This window comes from uncultured Kordia sp., assembly GCF_947489565.1.
In the GTDB taxonomy this organism is placed as follows: domain Bacteria; phylum Bacteroidota; class Bacteroidia; order Flavobacteriales; family Flavobacteriaceae; genus Kordia.
On record NZ_CANLEA010000003.1, the window covers coordinates 367,526 to 385,430 of the forward strand.

At 33.6% G+C, this 17,905-nt stretch carries 13 protein-coding genes; 11 read left to right on the forward strand and 2 right to left on the reverse strand.

Going from position 1 to position 17,905, the window contains the following annotated elements; all coding sequences use genetic code 11:
* Nucleotides 1-5 precede the first annotated feature (5 nt).
* The 10 genes from Q0845_RS06115 to Q0845_RS06160 all read left to right on the forward strand — a co-directional run bounded on the left by Q0845_RS06115 (nucleotide 6) and on the right by Q0845_RS06160 (nucleotide 15,548).
* Nucleotides 6-1,265, forward strand: a complete 1,260-nt coding sequence (locus Q0845_RS06115; protein WP_298510692.1) for a sigma-54-dependent Fis family transcriptional regulator — start codon at nucleotides 6-8, stop codon at nucleotides 1,263-1,265.
* A gap of 18 nt (nucleotides 1,266-1,283) precedes the next feature.
* Nucleotides 1,284-1,787: an LptE family protein gene (locus tag Q0845_RS06120; protein WP_298510695.1), complete on the forward strand. Its 504-nt coding sequence runs from the start codon at nucleotides 1,284-1,286 to the stop codon at nucleotides 1,785-1,787.
* 1 nt (nucleotide 1,788) lies between these two features.
* Nucleotides 1,789-2,910: a hypothetical protein gene (locus Q0845_RS06125; protein ID WP_298510698.1), complete on the forward strand. Its 1,122-nt coding sequence runs from the start codon at nucleotides 1,789-1,791 to the stop codon at nucleotides 2,908-2,910.
* Nucleotides 2,911-2,916: 6 nt separating this feature from the next.
* The gene (gene secG / locus Q0845_RS06130; protein ID WP_298510701.1) at nucleotides 2,917-3,267 is read left to right on the forward strand and encodes a preprotein translocase subunit SecG; all 351 of its coding nucleotides are present in this window, start codon (nucleotides 2,917-2,919) and stop codon (nucleotides 3,265-3,267) included.
* Between the two features lie 152 nt (nucleotides 3,268-3,419).
* Nucleotides 3,420-3,698 carry a co-chaperone GroES gene (gene groES, locus Q0845_RS06135; protein ID WP_298510703.1) on the forward strand — a complete coding sequence of 93 codons (279 nt, stop codon included), beginning with the start codon at nucleotides 3,420-3,422 and terminating at the stop codon, nucleotides 3,696-3,698.
* A 59-nt stretch (nucleotides 3,699-3,757) separates the two neighbouring features.
* Nucleotides 3,758-5,395, forward strand: coding sequence for a chaperonin GroEL (gene groL, locus Q0845_RS06140; protein WP_298510706.1), 1,638 nt, complete (start codon nucleotides 3,758-3,760; stop codon nucleotides 5,393-5,395).
* 136 nt (nucleotides 5,396-5,531) lie between these two features.
* Nucleotides 5,532-7,874 carry a hypothetical protein gene (locus Q0845_RS06145; protein ID WP_298510710.1) on the forward strand — a complete coding sequence of 781 codons (2,343 nt, stop codon included), beginning with the start codon at nucleotides 5,532-5,534 and terminating at the stop codon, nucleotides 7,872-7,874.
* Nucleotides 7,875-7,962: 88 nt separating this feature from the next.
* Complete coding sequence (locus Q0845_RS06150) at nucleotides 7,963-10,302, forward strand: hypothetical protein (RefSeq protein ID WP_298510713.1); 2,340 nt, start codon at nucleotides 7,963-7,965, stop codon at nucleotides 10,300-10,302.
* 240 nt (nucleotides 10,303-10,542) lie between these two features.
* Nucleotides 10,543-12,888: a hypothetical protein gene (locus tag Q0845_RS06155; RefSeq protein WP_298510716.1), complete on the forward strand. Its 2,346-nt coding sequence runs from the start codon at nucleotides 10,543-10,545 to the stop codon at nucleotides 12,886-12,888.
* A 263-nt stretch (nucleotides 12,889-13,151) separates the two neighbouring features.
* Nucleotides 13,152-15,548: a Plug domain-containing protein gene (locus tag Q0845_RS06160; protein WP_298510719.1), complete on the forward strand. Its 2,397-nt coding sequence runs from the start codon at nucleotides 13,152-13,154 to the stop codon at nucleotides 15,546-15,548.
* A 2-nt stretch (nucleotides 15,549-15,550) separates the two neighbouring features.
* On the opposite strand, the gene Q0845_RS06165 is transcribed toward Q0845_RS06160, so the two are convergent.
* Both Q0845_RS06165 and xrtF read right to left on the reverse strand, forming a co-directional pair.
* The gene (locus Q0845_RS06165) at nucleotides 15,551-15,991 is read right to left on the reverse strand and encodes an exosortase F system-associated protein (RefSeq protein WP_298510722.1); all 441 of its coding nucleotides are present in this window, start codon (nucleotides 15,989-15,991) and stop codon (nucleotides 15,551-15,553) included.
* Nucleotides 15,992-16,519: an exosortase family protein XrtF gene (gene xrtF / locus Q0845_RS06170; protein ID WP_298510725.1), complete on the reverse strand. Its 528-nt coding sequence runs from the start codon at nucleotides 16,517-16,519 to the stop codon at nucleotides 15,992-15,994. It abuts the gene before it with no gap.
* A 169-nt stretch (nucleotides 16,520-16,688) separates the two neighbouring features.
* Here xrtF and Q0845_RS06175 point away from each other — a divergent pair, with 169 nt between their 5' ends.
* Nucleotides 16,689-17,144 carry a GAF domain-containing protein gene (locus Q0845_RS06175; protein ID WP_298510728.1) on the forward strand — a complete coding sequence of 152 codons (456 nt, stop codon included), beginning with the start codon at nucleotides 16,689-16,691 and terminating at the stop codon, nucleotides 17,142-17,144.
* The last annotated feature ends 761 nt before the right edge of the window (nucleotides 17,145-17,905 follow it).

The window sequence follows — 17,905 nt, forward strand, 5'->3', positions numbered from 1 at the left end:
AATACATGGAATCCGTACAAGCGATCAAACAACGTTTTGGAATCATTGGAAACAATGCTGGGCTAAATCGTGCCATCGAAAAAGCCACGCAAGTTGCCCCTACCGATATTTCTGTGTTGGTTACGGGTGAAAGTGGAGTTGGAAAGGAAAGCATTCCTAAAATTATTCATTCACTTTCGCACAGAAAGCACGGAAAATATATTGCAGTAAACTGCGGAGCGATTCCAGAAGGAACGATTGATAGTGAATTATTTGGCCATGAAAAAGGTGCTTTTACAGGCGCTACACAAACTCGAAATGGGTATTTTGAAGTAGCGGATAATGGAACTATCTTTTTGGATGAAGTTGGAGAATTGCCACTAACTACACAAGTACGTTTACTAAGAGTTTTAGAAAACGGCGAATTCATCAAAGTAGGTTCATCAAAAGTGCAAAAAACAAATGTCCGTATTGTTGCCGCAACAAATGTGAACATGTTTGAAGCCATCAAAAAAGGAAGATTTAGAGAAGACTTATATTATCGTTTAAGCACAATTGAAATTCTACTTCCACCATTGCGTGCGCGAAAAGATGATATTCATTTGCTGTTTAGAAAGTTTGCTTCTGACTTTGCCATGAAGTACAAAATGCCTTCTATTCGTTTGAATGATGAAGCTACAGCAATGTTGACAAAATATCGCTGGAACGGAAACATTCGTCAATTGCGAAACGTTGCGGAACAAATTTCCGTATTGGAAGAAAACCGATCTATCACGCCAGATATGTTACGCCAATACCTACCAAATACTTCAGGAAACTTGCCTGCGGTTATTGAAAGTGAAAAAAGTGAAAGTGACTTCAGTTCTGAACGCGAAATTCTATACAAAGTACTTTTCGACATGAAAAGCGACTTAAACGATTTGAAGAAACTCACCATGGAACTCATGCAAAATGGCGTTTCTCAAAAAGTAAAAGAAGACAATGAAAGTCTTATTCAGAAAATATATGGCGATGAGGAAGAAGATGAAATTTTCCACGAAGAAGAAACTACTGCACCAGTAAAACTGTTGTCTATTCCTTCAGAAGTTACCGTAGTTGCTGAAACCGACAAATATCATTTTGCAGAAGAAGTGGAAGAAGAAGAAACACTTTCGTTGCATGACAAAGAATTAGAATTGATCAAAAAAGCATTAGAACGTAACAAAGGAAAACGAAAAGCTGCTGCCAAAGAACTTGGCATCTCTGAACGAACGCTCTATAGAAAAATCAAACAATTCGATTTATAATTATTAGAAAATACTAAAATGAAAAAGATAAAAATCATCATCACAACACTTGTCATTGCTGTTTCAATGGTAAGTTGTGGTTTGTACAATTTTACTGGAACAGGTGACTTAAATGCCAAAACGTATCAAGTTGCCTTTTTCCAAAACAATGCACCAATTATTGAACCAGGACTCGATCGAGATTTTACACAAGGCTTACAAGATTTTATTCAAAACCAGACAAGTTTGGATTTAGTTAGAACTAATGGTGATTTGACATATGAAGGTGAAATTGTTGAATATCGTGTATCTCCCATGAGTGCAACTGCCAATAATACAGCAGCACAAAACCGTTTAACCATAGGTGTACAAGTTCGTTTCACACACAAAAACAGACCTGAAGACGATTTTGACAAACGTTTTTCATTCTTTTTTGATTATCCTTCCACCACACAATTACCTGCTATAAAAGCAACAGCACATGAAGAAATTTTTGAACGTTTAAACCTAGATATTTTCAACGCAAGTTTAGCCAATTGGTAATATGAACATTTCTGATTTTACATACATATTACAAAATCCGATGCACATCAATGCTTCGCAAACAGAAGCTATTGCTGCAATTACGAAAGAATTTCCATACTTTCAAGCTGCGCGTGTGGTACATTTAAAAGGATTAAAAAATCAGGATAGTTTTCAATACAATCAACAGTTAAAAATTACCGCTGCTTATACAACTGATCGCAGTATTCTATTTGACTTCATTACTTCCAAAACTTTTGAACAGCACGACATTTCTAATACTGTCAAAGAAATACACAACAATACCAACGATATTGAAGTAGAAGCTGAAGAAGTAAAAGTAGATCGAAATCTTCGCATGGAAGAGGCTATCAAAACAAAGATTCAAGAAGCCAACGCAATTCTCGATCCTGACCTATTTCAACCTAAAGAAACGCAAACTCCTATTACACTAGCTGCGAATGTTGAAGAAAAAACGGAAACAACAAAAATTGAAGTTGAAACAGAAGTCAACACTGAAGTAGAAACTGAAACTGAGATAGAAGAGGTAGTTTCTAAAGAGAAGGAAAAACGTAAAAAGAAAGATAAAAAAGACAAGAAAAAGAAGAAAGCTAAAGAAAAGAAAGTTCTTGAAGCTACAGAAAAGGAAATAAAAACTACTTCAGAAACTCCTGAAGAAACCTTGCAATTAGGAAAACCGTTAGCATTCAACAAAACCGAAAAACACTCTTTTTCAGAATGGCTTCAATTAACCAATTTCCAACCTATTGATCGTTCTGACGAAAGTCCAAAAGAACCAGAAGAAGAAATTGTAGTTGAAGAGAAAATAGTAGTAAACCCAGTAGAAACTTCGCCTACAGAAGAAGAAAAACAAAAAAGATTTGATCTGATAGACAGGTTCATAGACATAAATCCGAAGATTACACCAAGGTCAACACTCGAAAAAACGATCAACCTTGCCAACGAAGTAAGTGTCGATCAATCGATCCTAATGACGGAAACTTTGGCGAAAGTATATTTAGAACAAAAGAAATATAAAAAAGCAATTAAAGCTTATAATATTTTAATTTTGAAATATCCAGAAAAAAGTGGTTTCTTTGCAGACCAAATTCGAGCAATAAAAAAATTACAACAAAATAATTAATATACAATGAGTTCAACTTATTACATTTTTATAGTCTTAATCCTTATTGTAGCATTCTTATTAATGCTAGTAATCATGGTACAGAACCCAAAAGGAGGAGGATTATCTTCTACTTTCGGTGGCGGTGGAAACCAACAAATTGGTGGTGTGCAGAAAACAACAGACTTTTTAGACAAAAGTACTTGGGCATTAGGAACCATATTGATTGTATTAATCTTAATCACAAATTTTACAAACCTAAGTGCTTCTGAGCAAAGATCGAAAGTTTCTGATATTGAAACAACAACGCAACCAGCAACTACAAACGATAATACAAATACAAACTCTACAGATACAACAAACGGTGGAGATAAGTAAAAACTCTTTGTAAACAACATACAAAAAATGCCAGCTTGTCAGAAGCTGGCATTTTTTTATTTCAATTTGTCAGTATTCCCGTAATGGCACAATTTCTGACTTATTGCTTTCCGTAAATAATAGAACAATTAAAAAATTAAATATTCAACAAAATGAGCGAAGTTAACATCAAACCACTAGCAGATAGAGTTTTGATTGCCCCGTTACCAGCAGAAACTAAAACTGCTTCAGGGCTTTTCATTCCAGATTCAGCACAAGAAAAACAACAAAGAGGAACTGTTGTCGCTGTTGGATCAGGTAAAAAAGACGAACCATTAACAGTAAAAGTTGGAGACACTGTGCTTTATGGAAAATTTTCTGGAACTGAAATTAAGTTTGAAGGTGCAGATTACATCATCATGAGAGAAGATGACATTTTAGCAATTATTTAATTAAAAGAATAACATAACTCAGCTAAAGGCAAATGCCAATAGCTAACAACTTAAAAATCATGGCAAAAGATATAAAATTTGATATTGAAGCACGCGACGGATTAAAACGTGGTGTGGATGCTTTAGCAAATGCAGTAAAAGTAACTTTAGGTCCTAAAGGTAGAAACGTAATTATTAGCAAATCATTTGGTGCGCCATCAGTAACCAAAGATGGAGTTTCTGTAGCAAAAGAAATTGAGCTAGAAGATGCCCTAGAAAACATGGGAGCACAAATGGTAAAAGAAGTCGCTTCTAGAACCAATGATTTAGCAGGAGATGGAACTACAACTGCAACCGTATTAGCACAAGCAATTGTAAAAGAAGGATTAAAAAATGTTGCAGCGGGAGCAAATCCAATGGATTTGAAAAGAGGAATTGACAAAGCAGTTACAGCTATTGTTGAAGACTTAAACAAACAAGCAAAAAAAGTAGGTGATTCTTCTGAAAAGATAAAGCAAATTGCTTCAATCTCTGCAAACAATGACGAAGTTGTTGGTGAATTAATCGCAACAGCTTTTGGAAAAGTTGGTAAAGAAGGAGTTATTACTGTTGAAGAAGCAAAAGGAACGGATACGACTGTAGATGTGGTAGAAGGAATGCAGTTTGACAGAGGATATTTATCTCCTTACTTTGTTACAAACTCTGAAAAAATGGAGGCTGAATTAGAAAGTCCTTTTATCTTATTATTTGATAAGAAAATCTCTTCAATGAAGGACTTAATGCCAGTTTTAGAGCCTGTAGCACAAACTGGAAAGCCATTATTAATTATTGCTGAAGATGTAGATGGTGAAGCATTAGCAACGTTAGTAGTAAACAAATTAAGAGGAGCTTTAAAAATTGCTGCGGTAAAAGCACCTGGTTTTGGTGACCGAAGAAAAGCAATGTTAGAAGATATCGCTATCCTAACTGGAGGAACTGTAATCTCTGAAGAAAGAGGTTTCACGTTGGAAAATGCTACGATAGAAATGTTAGGAACTGCTGAAAAAATCACGATTGACAAAGACAATACTACCATTGTAAATGGTGCTGGAGATACAGAAATGATTAAAACACGTGTGGGACAAATAAAAGCACAAATTGAATCTACGACTTCTGATTACGATAAAGAAAAACTACAAGAACGTTTAGCTAAATTAGCTGGTGGAGTTGCTGTATTATATGTTGGAGCTGCTTCTGAAGTAGAAATGAAGGAGAAAAAAGACAGAGTTGATGATGCATTACACGCAACAAGAGCTGCCGTTGAAGAAGGTATTGTTGCTGGTGGTGGAGTTGCTTTGGTTCGTGCGAAAGGTGTTTTAGAAAGCATTACAACTGATAATTTAGATGAAGTAACAGGTATCAAAATTATTGCGCGTGCTATTGAAGAACCATTACGTACTATTGTTTCTAACGCTGGTGGCGAAGGAAGCGTTGTAGTTTCAAAAGTAATGGAAGGTGAAAAAGATTTCGGTTACAATGCTAAAACTGATGAGTATGTAGACATGCTTAAAGCAGGAATCATTGATCCGAAGAAAGTAACACGTATTGCTTTAGAAAATGCAGCGTCTGTATCAGGAATGATCTTAACGACAGAATGTGCATTGATTGACATCAAAGAAGAAGCTCCTGCTGGAGGCGGAATGCCACCAATGGGCGGCGGAATGCCAGGAATGATGTAAAATCATACACAAATATAAAATCATTAAAAACCTCTCAACTCATTGAATTTGAGAGGTTTTTTTGTAAAAAATACAGAAAATAACTGTATTGGTATCTTTTTTGTGGCGTCTTTGAGCACATTAACATCCGAAGACTATGAAAAAAAGTTACCTCTTTTTATTATTAATCATCTTTTCTATAGGCAGTTCTTTCGCCCAAAAAGAATCAACCATTGAAGACGAATATTACGCTTACTTCAAACTTCCCAGAGAAGGCTTATACCTTCATCTCAACAAAACAACCTATTTTGAAGGAGAAGAAATTTGGTTCAAAGGCTATGCATATGACCAAAGAAATCAACTCGCTTCAAAAGCTACCACAAATATCAATGTCGGTATATATGATGCCGCAGGTAACCAAGTTCAAAAACACATGTTTGCGGCAGAAAACGGAGTTACACATGGAAATTTTGCCGTCGATTCTACCTTTACCGCAGGAACCTACTATATAAAAGCAGAAACCAATTGGATGAAAAACTTCAAAGAAGACGATGCTTTCATCCAAAAAATTGAAATCAAGACAAGTGAAGAAATCGTAAAAGATTCCGTTGACGAAGAAGCTAAATTCGACTTTCAATTCTTACCAGAAGGCGGACATATAGTTGCAAACATTACTAACAATATAGGTTTTAAAATTATCGACAATAACGGCAAAGGTGTTTCGGTTTCTGGAATTGTGTACAATAAAGACAAAAAACAAGTCGCTTCCTTTGAAAGTAATACGCTTGGAATGGGGAAATTTTTGCTTCAATTCGAAAAAGATGAGCCGTATACGGCAGAAATTACACTGGAAAACGGAACTACTATTACAAAACAGTTGCCCAAAGCACAATCGCAAGGAATTTCACTCGTCTTACAAAGTCTCTCCGAAGATAAAATCATCATTGATTTTAGCACCAATGATGAAACTTTAAAAAACAATCCTTCCAAAAAATACAAAATACTCATTCATCAAAATGGAAAACTAAAAATAGCAGCACTACAATTTAGTGACACTAAGAAAGCGGTGAGTATTGAGAAAGAACGCTTATTCAAAGGCGTCAATACAATTACAGTATTCGACGACCAACAGCAACCTATCTTAGAACGGTTATTTTTTAATAATTACGGTATAAAAAAAACCAAGATTCATGCAGCGATGTTGAATACGATACAAGATTCCATTTTAATCTCTGTAAAAGAACTCCATCTAAATAATAAGGCAAACGTTAGTATTTCTGTATTGCCAGAAACCACTGAAAGTTACCACCCGCAACACAATATCATTTCTAATTTCTATCTCAAACCACATCTCAGAGGTTTTATTGAAAATCCGCAATACTATTTTCATAAAATGGACCGAAAGAAAATGTATGAGTTAGATATTTTATTACTTACACAAGGTTGGAGTCGTTATGATTGGGAAGATATTTTTAGTCAAAAACCAATTGTCAGACATCGTTTTGATACTGGAATTACCATTTCGGGACGCGTCAACCGACCTACAACAGGTATAAAACAACTCTTTTTATATGCTACAAAAAACCATTCTGCCAAATTTATTGATATCGATGAGAATCAGGATTTCACCTTAACAAATATCTTTTTGGAAGAAGATGAAGAAATAAAGTTCTCTTACATTACTGAAAAAGGTGCGTTGAAAAAGCCAAGCATGTATTTGCGATTTTTAACCACTAATAAAGAAGATAACATTTCAGAAGTATATTTAGAAGAAGTCAAAAACATAAAATCAGAAACTGCTGATTTTACTATTCCAAAAGACTTTTTTTATGAAGCTTCCGAAGAACTAGATGCTGTAATTTTAAAAGCCGAAAAGGATAAAAAACCTAAATTCAATAATCTCTTTTTGAGAGATCCGTCCGTTACCGAAATCACATTAGAAAATTACGGTCTTTATGCGAGCCTTGTACAGTATCTTAACTACAATGGATTTAATGCTACTGAAAATATGGGGAGAGTATCTATCTCTTCTAGAATTGCACGAGGCGGAACACCTGCTGTCTTTTTCAATGATGTTCGTTTAAGGGATTTTAGTATTCTGTACAATATGTCTTTAGCACAAATAGAGCGTATTGTTGTAGACCGATATAGCATTGCTCCTAGTCTTAGAGGAAGAAGTACAGGTGTTATAAAAATATATTCACGCATTACCCCTTTATTCAAAAAAGCTGGAGTAGAAATTCAATATCTTTCGGATACAGCACCAGCATCATTTGCGGTTGGAAAAAAATATTATGCACCGAATTACAGTTCCTATTTAAATCCAATATTTCAAAAATATGGTGCAATTTCATGGATCCCATCCGTAGAACTCACTACAAAAAACGCAACTACTTTTAAAATATACGATACTTACACAAAAAACGTGACTTTATTTATTGAAGGAATTTCAGAAAATGGCGATTTAATTTCTGAACGGAAAACAATACAAGTCCGTTAAATATGATGACCACTCATAGTTCTATACCAACTCTGCAAAGAGAAGAACTATTATTGACATGTAAACCATTAAACTTTAACCGATTATTATGAAAAACAAGTACATTTTATTATTACCAATTTTACTGACTATTGGACAACTCTTTAGTCAACAAAAAACTATTGAAGAAGAATATTCAGCATATTTTACCTTACCAAGAGAAGCGCTACATTTACATTTAAACAAAACCAGTTATTTTTCTGGAGAAGAAATTTGGTTCAAAGGCTATGCATATGACCAAAAGAATCAACTCACTTCAAAAGCTACAACTAATATCAATGTTGGTGTGTATGATGCAAAAGGCAACCAAATTAAAAAAGCACTATTTGAAGCTACAAATGGTGTCATGCAAGGAAATTTTGCCATAGATTCTACCTTTACTGCGGGTACATATTATATAAAGGCAGCTACCAATTGGATGAAAAATTTTAAAGAAGACAATGCTTTTATTCAAAAAATTGAAATCATTACTGATGAAAGTATCAATGAAGAGAAGGTTGTCGAAGAAGCAAGTTTCGATTTTCAATTCTTGCCTGAAGGCGGACATATTGTAGCAAATACCGTAAACAATATTGGCTTTAAAGTCATTGACTCCAACGGAAAAGGTGTTTCGGCTTCTGGAATTATTTATAAAGACAGCAAACAACTAGTCGCTTCTTTTGAATGCAACACTTTAGGTATGGGGAAATTTTTGCTCAATCCTGATAAAGACACTCAATATATTGCAGAAATTACACTGGAAAATGGCGCTACAATCACAAAGGAATTGCCAAAAATAAAAACTGAAGGTATTACACTTATGTTGCAAAGTCTTCCGGAAGACAAGGTAATTCTTGGTTTTAACACCAATGAAGAAACACTAAAAAACAATCTTAATAAAACCTACAAAGTACTCATTCATCAAAATGGGAAACTCAAAACTGCGGCATTACAATTCAGTGATACAAAAAAAGTAATCACCATTCAAAAAAACGAGTTATTCAAAGGAGTCAACACGATTACAGTTTTTGACAATGAACAAAACCCGATCTTAGAACGATTATTTTTTAACGATTTCAATATTAAAAATACGAAGATTAATGTCTCTAAACTCAATACTATAAACGATTCTATCTTGCTTTCTGTAAAAGAATTGAATTTGAATGAAAATGCAAATATTAGCATTTCTATCTTACCAGAAACCACCGAAAGTTACAATCCGGAACACAATATTCTTTCTAATTTTTATCTAAAACCACATATAAAAGGTTTTATAGAAAATCCGCATTACTACTTCCATAAAATGGACAGAAAGAAAAAATACGAGCTCGATATTTTACTGCTCACACAAGGTTGGAGCCGTTACGATTGGAAAAATATTTTTGACACAAAACCGAATGCCTTGCATCAATTTGAAAACGGAATTACAATTTCAGGACGTGTCAACAAACCAATTTCAGACATAAAACGCATCTTTATGCACACCACAAAAAACCACAATAGTGCATTCATTGACTTAGATGAAAATCAAAAGTTTATCATTACTGGCTTAATTTTAGAAGAAGATGAAGAAGTTCGTTTTTCGTACATCAACAAAAAAGGTGTGTTCAAAAAGCCAAGCATGTATCTTCGTTTTTTAGTGACGGATAAAGAAGATAAAATCTCCGAAATTTATTTAAACGAAACCAAAAACATTACTACAACGGCCGATTTTGCAATTCCGAAAGATTTCTTCAGTGAAAAAGCAGAAGCGCTTGATGCGGTAGTTTTAGAAGCCGAAAATTCAAGACTGGCCTACGAAGATCCTTTTATGGCAGATCCAGAAGTAACCGATGTGACCGAAGAAACCTATTATAACTATTACAACGTTGTACAATTTCTTAATTTTAATGGTTTTAACGCAACACAAGATGGAGGAAGTGTAAGCATTTCGCATAGAGCTTCAAGACGACCAAAACCCGCAGTATTTTTCAACAACAGACAACTGCGTGATCCTAATCTAAGCATATTATACAATCTATCATTAGCAAATATAGAACGTATTGTAGTTGATAGATACAGTATCATTCCTATTAATGGAGGAGTCTCTGACGGAATCGTAAAAATTTATACCCGTGAAACACCGCTATTCAAAAATCAAGCAGATGATATTGTGTTTTTATCTACAAAAACGACAAAAGCGTTTACCAAAGGAAAAGAATATTATACGCCAAACTATAGTTCATATCTAAATCCTATTTTCAAAAAGTACGGAACAATCTCTTGGATTCCTTCGTTAGAATTAAATACAGAAACACCAACGAGTTTCAAAATATATGATACGTACACTAAAAATGTAACGCTATTCATTGAAGGAATTTCAGAAAGTGGCGATTTAATCTCAGAACGTAAAACAATTCGAGTTCGATAAATAGAAAAACCGCTCATTTTCAAAAACTGAGCGGTTTCCTTTTTTATATTAATATTTTCTTAAATCAGCTTCTCAACACTACTTTTCGACGTAATTTTATAGTACCAAAAAAAAAGAATTAGTGTTATAAGCTGTCATTTCAGAAGTTGAAAAAGCGATTTTAGAAATTAATCGTAAAAATGTTTTTACTGGCATTTTTTTTGTTGCTGTTGCAGTTATAACATTAAAACTAAAACCATTATGAAAAAAAAACACATCCTTTTAATAGTCGTCGCCATGTCTACTGTCTTTAATATCTATGGACAGCAAGAGAAGAGTGTTGAAGACGAATATGCAGCCTACTTTACGTTACCAAGAGAAGCGCTGTATGTTCACTTAAACAAAACTACTTATTTTACAGGAGAAGAAATTTGGCTCAAAGGCTATACCTACGATCAAAAAAATCAGCTCACTTCCAAAGCCACTACAAACATTCATGTAGGTATTTATGATGCCAAAGGAAATCAGGTAAAACAAGCATTATTTAGAGCAGAAAACGGTGTTGCCAAAGGAAATATGTTAATCGATTCCACCTATACTTCGGGAACATATTACCTAAAAGCAGCCACCAATTGGATGAAAAACTTCAAGGAAAACAATGCATATATTCAGAAAATAGAAATCATCACGGAACAACCTTCTGAAAAAGATGCTTTGGAAGCTACTGAACGATATGATTTTCAATTTCTTCCTGAAGGTGGAAATTTAGTTGCAGACACCAAAAACACAATTGGGTTTAAAGTAATCAACGCGGAAGGAAAAGGTGTTGTAGCCAACGGAATTATCTATGATGCCAACCAACAAGAAATTACTTCTTTTAAAGGAAATTCAAGAGGTTTAGGAAAATTTCTATTCTTCCCAGAAACAAATCAACAATATACTGCCAAGATTGAATTTGAAACTAGAAAAACAATCACGCAAACATTGCCAAAAGCCAAAGAAAAAGGAATTTCATTAATTGTAAACAATCCGTTTCAAGACAAGTTAATTTTAAATTTCAATACAAATGCAGCAACGTTGGCTACCAATCCGACAAAAAAATACAAAGTATTGATTCATCAAAATGGAAAGCAAAAAACAATTGGTTTTTCGTTTGACAACTCACAAGAAAAAGCAATCAGTGTTCTGAAAAAAGATTTATTCAAAGGCATCAATACCATTACGGTTTTTACAGACAATAACACACCAATTATAGAGCGTTTGTTCTTTAATGATTACTTTATCAAACCATCTAAACTCAATGTTTCTAAAGTAAATATGGCAAACGATTCCATTATGCTATCTATCAATGAATCACAATTACAAGACAAGTTAAACGTAAGTATTTCTGTCTTGCCAGAAGCGACCGAAAGTTACAATCCGAGTCATAATATTATATCTAATTTCTATCTAAAACCACATATAAAAGGAAAGGTAGAAAATCCACAATACTATTTTCAAAAAATAGATCGTAAGAAAAAATATGAACTTGATATTTTATTACTAACACAAGGTTGGAGCCGCTATGATTGGAAAGATATTTTTGAAGAAAAGCCAAATGGTTTGAATAATTTTGAAACAGGAATTACCATTTCTGGAAAAGTAAATCGTCCTACTTCGGGAATTGATCAATTATTTTTATACGCGACAAAAAATCATTCTGCACGATTTATCGATTTAGATAAAGATCAAAAATTCACCATAAGTAATTTATTTTTAGAAGAAGGTGAAGAAATTCGCTTCTCATACATGACAAAAAAAGGACTTTTTAAGAAGCCAAGTCTGTATTTACGATTTAAAGTGGCGAACGGAAACGATAAAATTACAGAAGCTGTTTTGAGCGAAACTGCTAGAATTTCATCAAGTTCATCAGATTTTCAATTGCCAAAGGATTTCTTGTATAAAGATGCACAACAATTAGATGAAGTTGTGATTAAAGGTGTAAAAAAGAAAGAGGAAAGAGATCCTATTTTGATGAATGCCAAAGTAACGCAAATCACAATGCGCGAATACGAACGATATATCAACATTACTGATCTTATTCAAGACAATGGATATGATGTTTATGAAAATTTAGGACGCGTTTCTATCTTAATTAGAAGGCGACCAAGAGCTGCTCCTGTCGTGTATTTTGATGGTGCCAGGTTGAGTAATTTTAGTATTTTATACAACTTATCTACTGCCAATGTAGAAAAAATTGTCATTGATAAAACTGGACAAGGAGAAGGTATGAATGCTGGTTTTGGTGGTGTCATTAGAATATTTACGCGAAGAACACCTTTATTCAAAAAATCAGGAGCTAGCGAAACTATGTATTCTGGTATAAAAGCACCAAAAGCATTTAGTCCGACCAAAGAATACTATGCGCCAAAATACGCTTCGTATCTCAGCAATACATTTGAAAAATATGGTGCTATTTCCTGGATTCCAGAAGTAAAACTCAACAAATCGGAAGCTGTAAACTTTAAAATTTATGATACGCGTACCAAAACCATTACGCTATTCATTGAAGGAATTTCAGAAAGTGGCGAGTTAATTTCAGAAAAAAGAACAATTCAAGTACGATAGCTTACACGCACTACAAAATTCAAAAAAAAGCAGTATCTTTAAATGATACTAAAATTCAAACTACTATATTTGAAACACGATTTCGAATATAGTAGTTGATAGTTTTTTCATAAGAATCCCACACTTATAGAATTTCTAAAAACGCACATTTAGAAGTGAATTGTTCCCAGTAAAATTCATTTTCGCACTAAAATCCCGATCTTGAAGTTGCTTCTTGGTGGTGATTTTTTTAAAACGAATTGAAACTGACGAACTTTTTATCTATGAAAAAGAATTACTATTGTTTTTACCTTTTACTATGCATTTCGTGCTATGCATTTGCACAGACAAATGTTACCATTCGCAAACAGTACCAAGAATATTTCAAAGCTTCTCATGAAGAAACCATTCACATTCACCTCAACAAAACTAGCTTTTTGGTCGGAGAAGAAATATGGTTTAAAGGCTATGTTTTTGATAAAAAAGATGAAGGAATCTCGAAAGCTTCTACCAATTTATATGTGGGACTTTACGATGAAGATGGAAAACAAATCACAAAAAAACTGATTCACATTCGCAATGGATTGGCAAATGGAAATCTTGAACTTGACAAAGAATTAAATTCAGGAACCTATTATATCAAAGCTGCTACACAATACATGATTGATAAAGCGTCTGATGCCTTTTTTATTGAAGAAATTACCATTTATGGAAACAATCCTGCTACGACACTTCAAGATAATACTTCCAAAAAATACGACATTCAATTTTTACCAGAAGGTGGACATATTGTAAAAAATGTGGAAAATACAATTGCTTTTAAAGCCATCAATGAAGAAGGAAAAGGCGTATATGTAAATGGAATTATTTATGATGAAAGCGGCAACGAAGTCACTACGTATGAAAGCAATAATTACGGAATTGGCACTTTTAATCTTTCTCCCAAAAGCAATCATACGTATACTGCCAAAACAAAATTCAAGGAAGAAGAAACTAGTGAAAAACGCTTGCCAAAGGTAGAAAATACAGGAATCACGATTCAAGTGAATGCTATTGAAAAAGACAGCGTTAAAATTTCAGTAAATACTAATAAGGAAACATTACAAAGCATCGTTTCTAAAGAATATAGTTTATTAATCCACAAAGATGGAAAAGCGCGCTCGATGCCTTTTTCTTTTAACAATACTGAAAAAGTAGGTTTAACCATTGCGAGAAGCGGACTGTTTAATGGTGTCAATACCATTACATTATTCGATGGAAAAGTTCCAATTCTTGAACGTATGTTTTTCAACAAAAAAGCAGACAAGCATCTTTCGGTCATGGTAAAAAAGACAGCTACTGAAAATGAATATTCACAGTTTTCTTTATACCTCATAAAAAGACGATCTGGAATTCTAGAAGCCAATGTGAGTATTTCGATACTTCCAGAAACGACAGAAGCGAACAATCCGGCGCATAATATTTTTTCTAGTTATTACCTAAAACCATATCTGCGAGGCGAAATTGAAAATCCAAAATATTATTTCCCAAACACTACAAAAACCAAGAGAAAAGCGTTGGATGCATTACTCATTACTCAAGGTTGGAGTAAATACGATTGGACAACTATTTTTCAAAATACACCAAAAAAACAAGTCATTGCACAAGGAATTACCATTAAAGGCGCTGTAAACTTTCCAACAAAAGGTGTTAGAGGTGTGTTTTTATATGATACTAGAGAATTGCCTGCACAATACATTCCTATTGATAAAGAACGAAAATTTGTGATTCAAAATGTATATCCGCAAGCCGATGAACAACTCCGTTTTTCATACATCAACAACAAAGAAGAATTTTTGCAACCTAAATTGTATTTAACATATAGCGCAAATGCTAAAGAAGATGTCATTCCTGAAAATACGATTGTAGATCGTTCATTTTTAAACAAAAACAACATGTTTATTCTTCCCAACGGATTCTTTCCCAAAGATGCGGAAGCCTTAGATGCTGTTCTCTTAGAAGGTTCTAACGAAAAAGAGGAAAAGAATATTGATCCAATGATGGTAAACGCCAAAGAAATTAAAATTGGTGTTGATGAATATCTGCATTATCCGCAAGTAAAAAATATCATTGAGAATAGTGGTTATGCTGTGGCAGACGATCCTTTTGACATCGGAAACTTACTTATTTTCACAAGAAATAGACGCACACTACAGGCTGGAGATCCACCAGGAACCACATCACCACTCATATTTTTAGATAATGCACCACTTTCAGATTTTAGTATTTTACGAAATTTCTCAACCGCCAATGTAGAACGTGTAGTCATTAATAAAACTGGGCAAGGTTATGGAATGCGAGGTATTGGTGGTGTGATTAAAATTTACTCCCGAAAAACGCCATTAACGCCTACTACAACTACAAAAAGAGAGTCATTTGTAAGCTATACACCGCCAATTGGTTATAGTGTGGCAAAGCAGTATTATGAACCAAAATATCGTTCATTTACAGATGATACATTTCAAAAATATGGCGCTATTGATTGGCGACCAAACAATTTGATTCCGCGAAGAGGACCTTTCAATTTTACCGTAAAACACAAAAACATAAAAGCCATTACGATGTTTATTGAAGGGATTTCGAAAGATGGTAGTTTAATTTCAGAAAAGAGAACCATTACGATTCAAAAAGAGAACGAGTAATTTTAAAATTCTTCGTGTTTTATTTTACGTTGATAATAAAAGGCTGGCAGTAAAATCAGCACAAAAAGTGGTTGAATTAAAAAGCGTCGCACATAAAACGTGAGTAAGTAATCTTCCGTTAAATCGTGTTTGATTAGATAAAAATATAACGAAACCAAAATCACAAAAGCAACAAGATACAAGCCTAAAGAAAATTTAACGACACTCTTATTTTCAAAAGCAATGTAAATAATGGCTAGTGAAACTAACATATTCAATCCATATCGAAAAATATGACTAAAAAACAAGGACCAAGTTTCGTATGTTGGAATCGTTCCTTGAAAATAGTCGTACTTAAAAAAATTTAGGAAAGGATCATAAAACAATTCGTTCTCGAAAGCTCGTATCAAAACAAGCAATCCGAAAAGGAATCCAATGACGATATATTTCCAAACTTTCTGCATTTATCTTTTTGAAAACTTTTGTACCCAAAACATCCACAACAAAAATACCATTCCATAAATAATGGTAGGAAACACAATTTGATGCAACAAATATTCTTTATCTGGAAAGCTATACAATCCAATACCCAAAATGACAATACGCAACAGGTTTGCTAAATAGACCAAGACACTTCCGACAAGGATAAAAAGGATCGTGTTTTTTAAATTTCCGGTAAAGGCAATTACAAATGTGATGAATAAAATTAGCACACTAATAGAATTACAACCTTCTACAATACGACCTACATAGTTGCCATGCACCAACAGTTTCATGGTTGGTTCAGACTCATGCATCTCAACATTGGCAGCATATCCCAAAGTATTGATAATACTTTCTGTTTGATTGGCCACAATGCGCGTAACACCATCTGGTTCACCTTCAAAATTTGATAAATACAAACTATATCCATAGGTCAATATCGCATACACGATAAAAAACTTAACAATAAAACCTAGGGCCGATTTATATTTTTGAATACTTTCTAACACAATTGTAAAGATGATTTCAAGTCCTACAAACTTACAGTAAAAGCATTGAAAATATCACATTTTCCATAAAATTTGTAGAATTCATTTTTTCTGTGATTTTATTCACGATTTCGAGAAAGATTTTTAGATTTTTTTCGACTATTTTTGTCGAATATTTAAGAATTAACACATGGCATTAGCAACATATAAACCCGAAATTGAAAACATTATTTCCAACGATACGCTTTCTGTAGACGATCGCATGACGAAAGTATGTGAATTGCTTCAGGAGAATATTGATCATTACGATTGGGTTGGGTTTTACTTTAAAAACGGAGACAAACCCGAATTAAAATTACGTGCCTTTGCTGGCGAACCAACCGATCATACAATCATTCCTTTCGGAAAAGGAATTTGTGGACAAGTAGCTGTTTCTAACGAAAACTTTTTAGTTCCTGACGTAAAAGCGCAAGACAATTATATTGCGTGTAGTATTCATGTAAAAGCAGAAATTGTAATTCCATTGTTTGTCAACGGAGAAAACATTGGACAAATTGATATTGATTCGCACACACCAGATCCATTTACCAAGGAAGACGAAGAATTTTTGGAATTTATCAATGCGAAGGTTGCAGAGGTACTTTAAGTAGGTATAGAGATATTAGTACTGAGAATTGAGATACTTTCAAAGGACAATCTTAAAAAAAACAACCTAATTTCTTTTGAAGTCAAAACGATTCGTGTCAATCATTAACAGGAAACTGCCAAAAAACAATCCTTGAATTCGTGGTGAAACTTCAATTAGAATTGAGATGTTAGTATTGAGTATTGAGATACCTTCGAAGTACAATCTTTAAAAAAAACAACCTAATTTCTTTTGAAGTCAAAACGATTCGTGCCAATTATTAACAGGAAACTACCAAAAAACAATTCGTGAATTCGTGGTGAAACTTCAATTAGAATTGAGATATTAGTATTAAGTATTGAGACACCTTCAAAGTACAAACTTTAAAAAAACAATCTAATTTCTTTTGAAACCAAAACGATTCGTGCCAATTATTAACAGGAAACTACCAAAAAACAATCCTTGAATTCGTGGTGAAAATTTAATTAGAATTGAGATATTAGTATTAGGTATTGAGACACCTTCAAAGTACAATCTTAAAAAAACAAGCTAATTTCTTTTGAAGTCAAAACGATTCGTGCCAATTATTAAAAGAAAACAACCAAAAAACAATTCGTGAATTCGTGGTGAAAATTTAATTAGAATTGAGATATTAGTATTAAGTATTGAGATACTTTCAAAGTACAATCTTTTAAAAAAAACAATCTAATTTCTTTTGAAGTCAAAACGATTCGTGCCAATTATTAAAAGAAAACAACCAAAAAACAATTCGTGAATTCGTG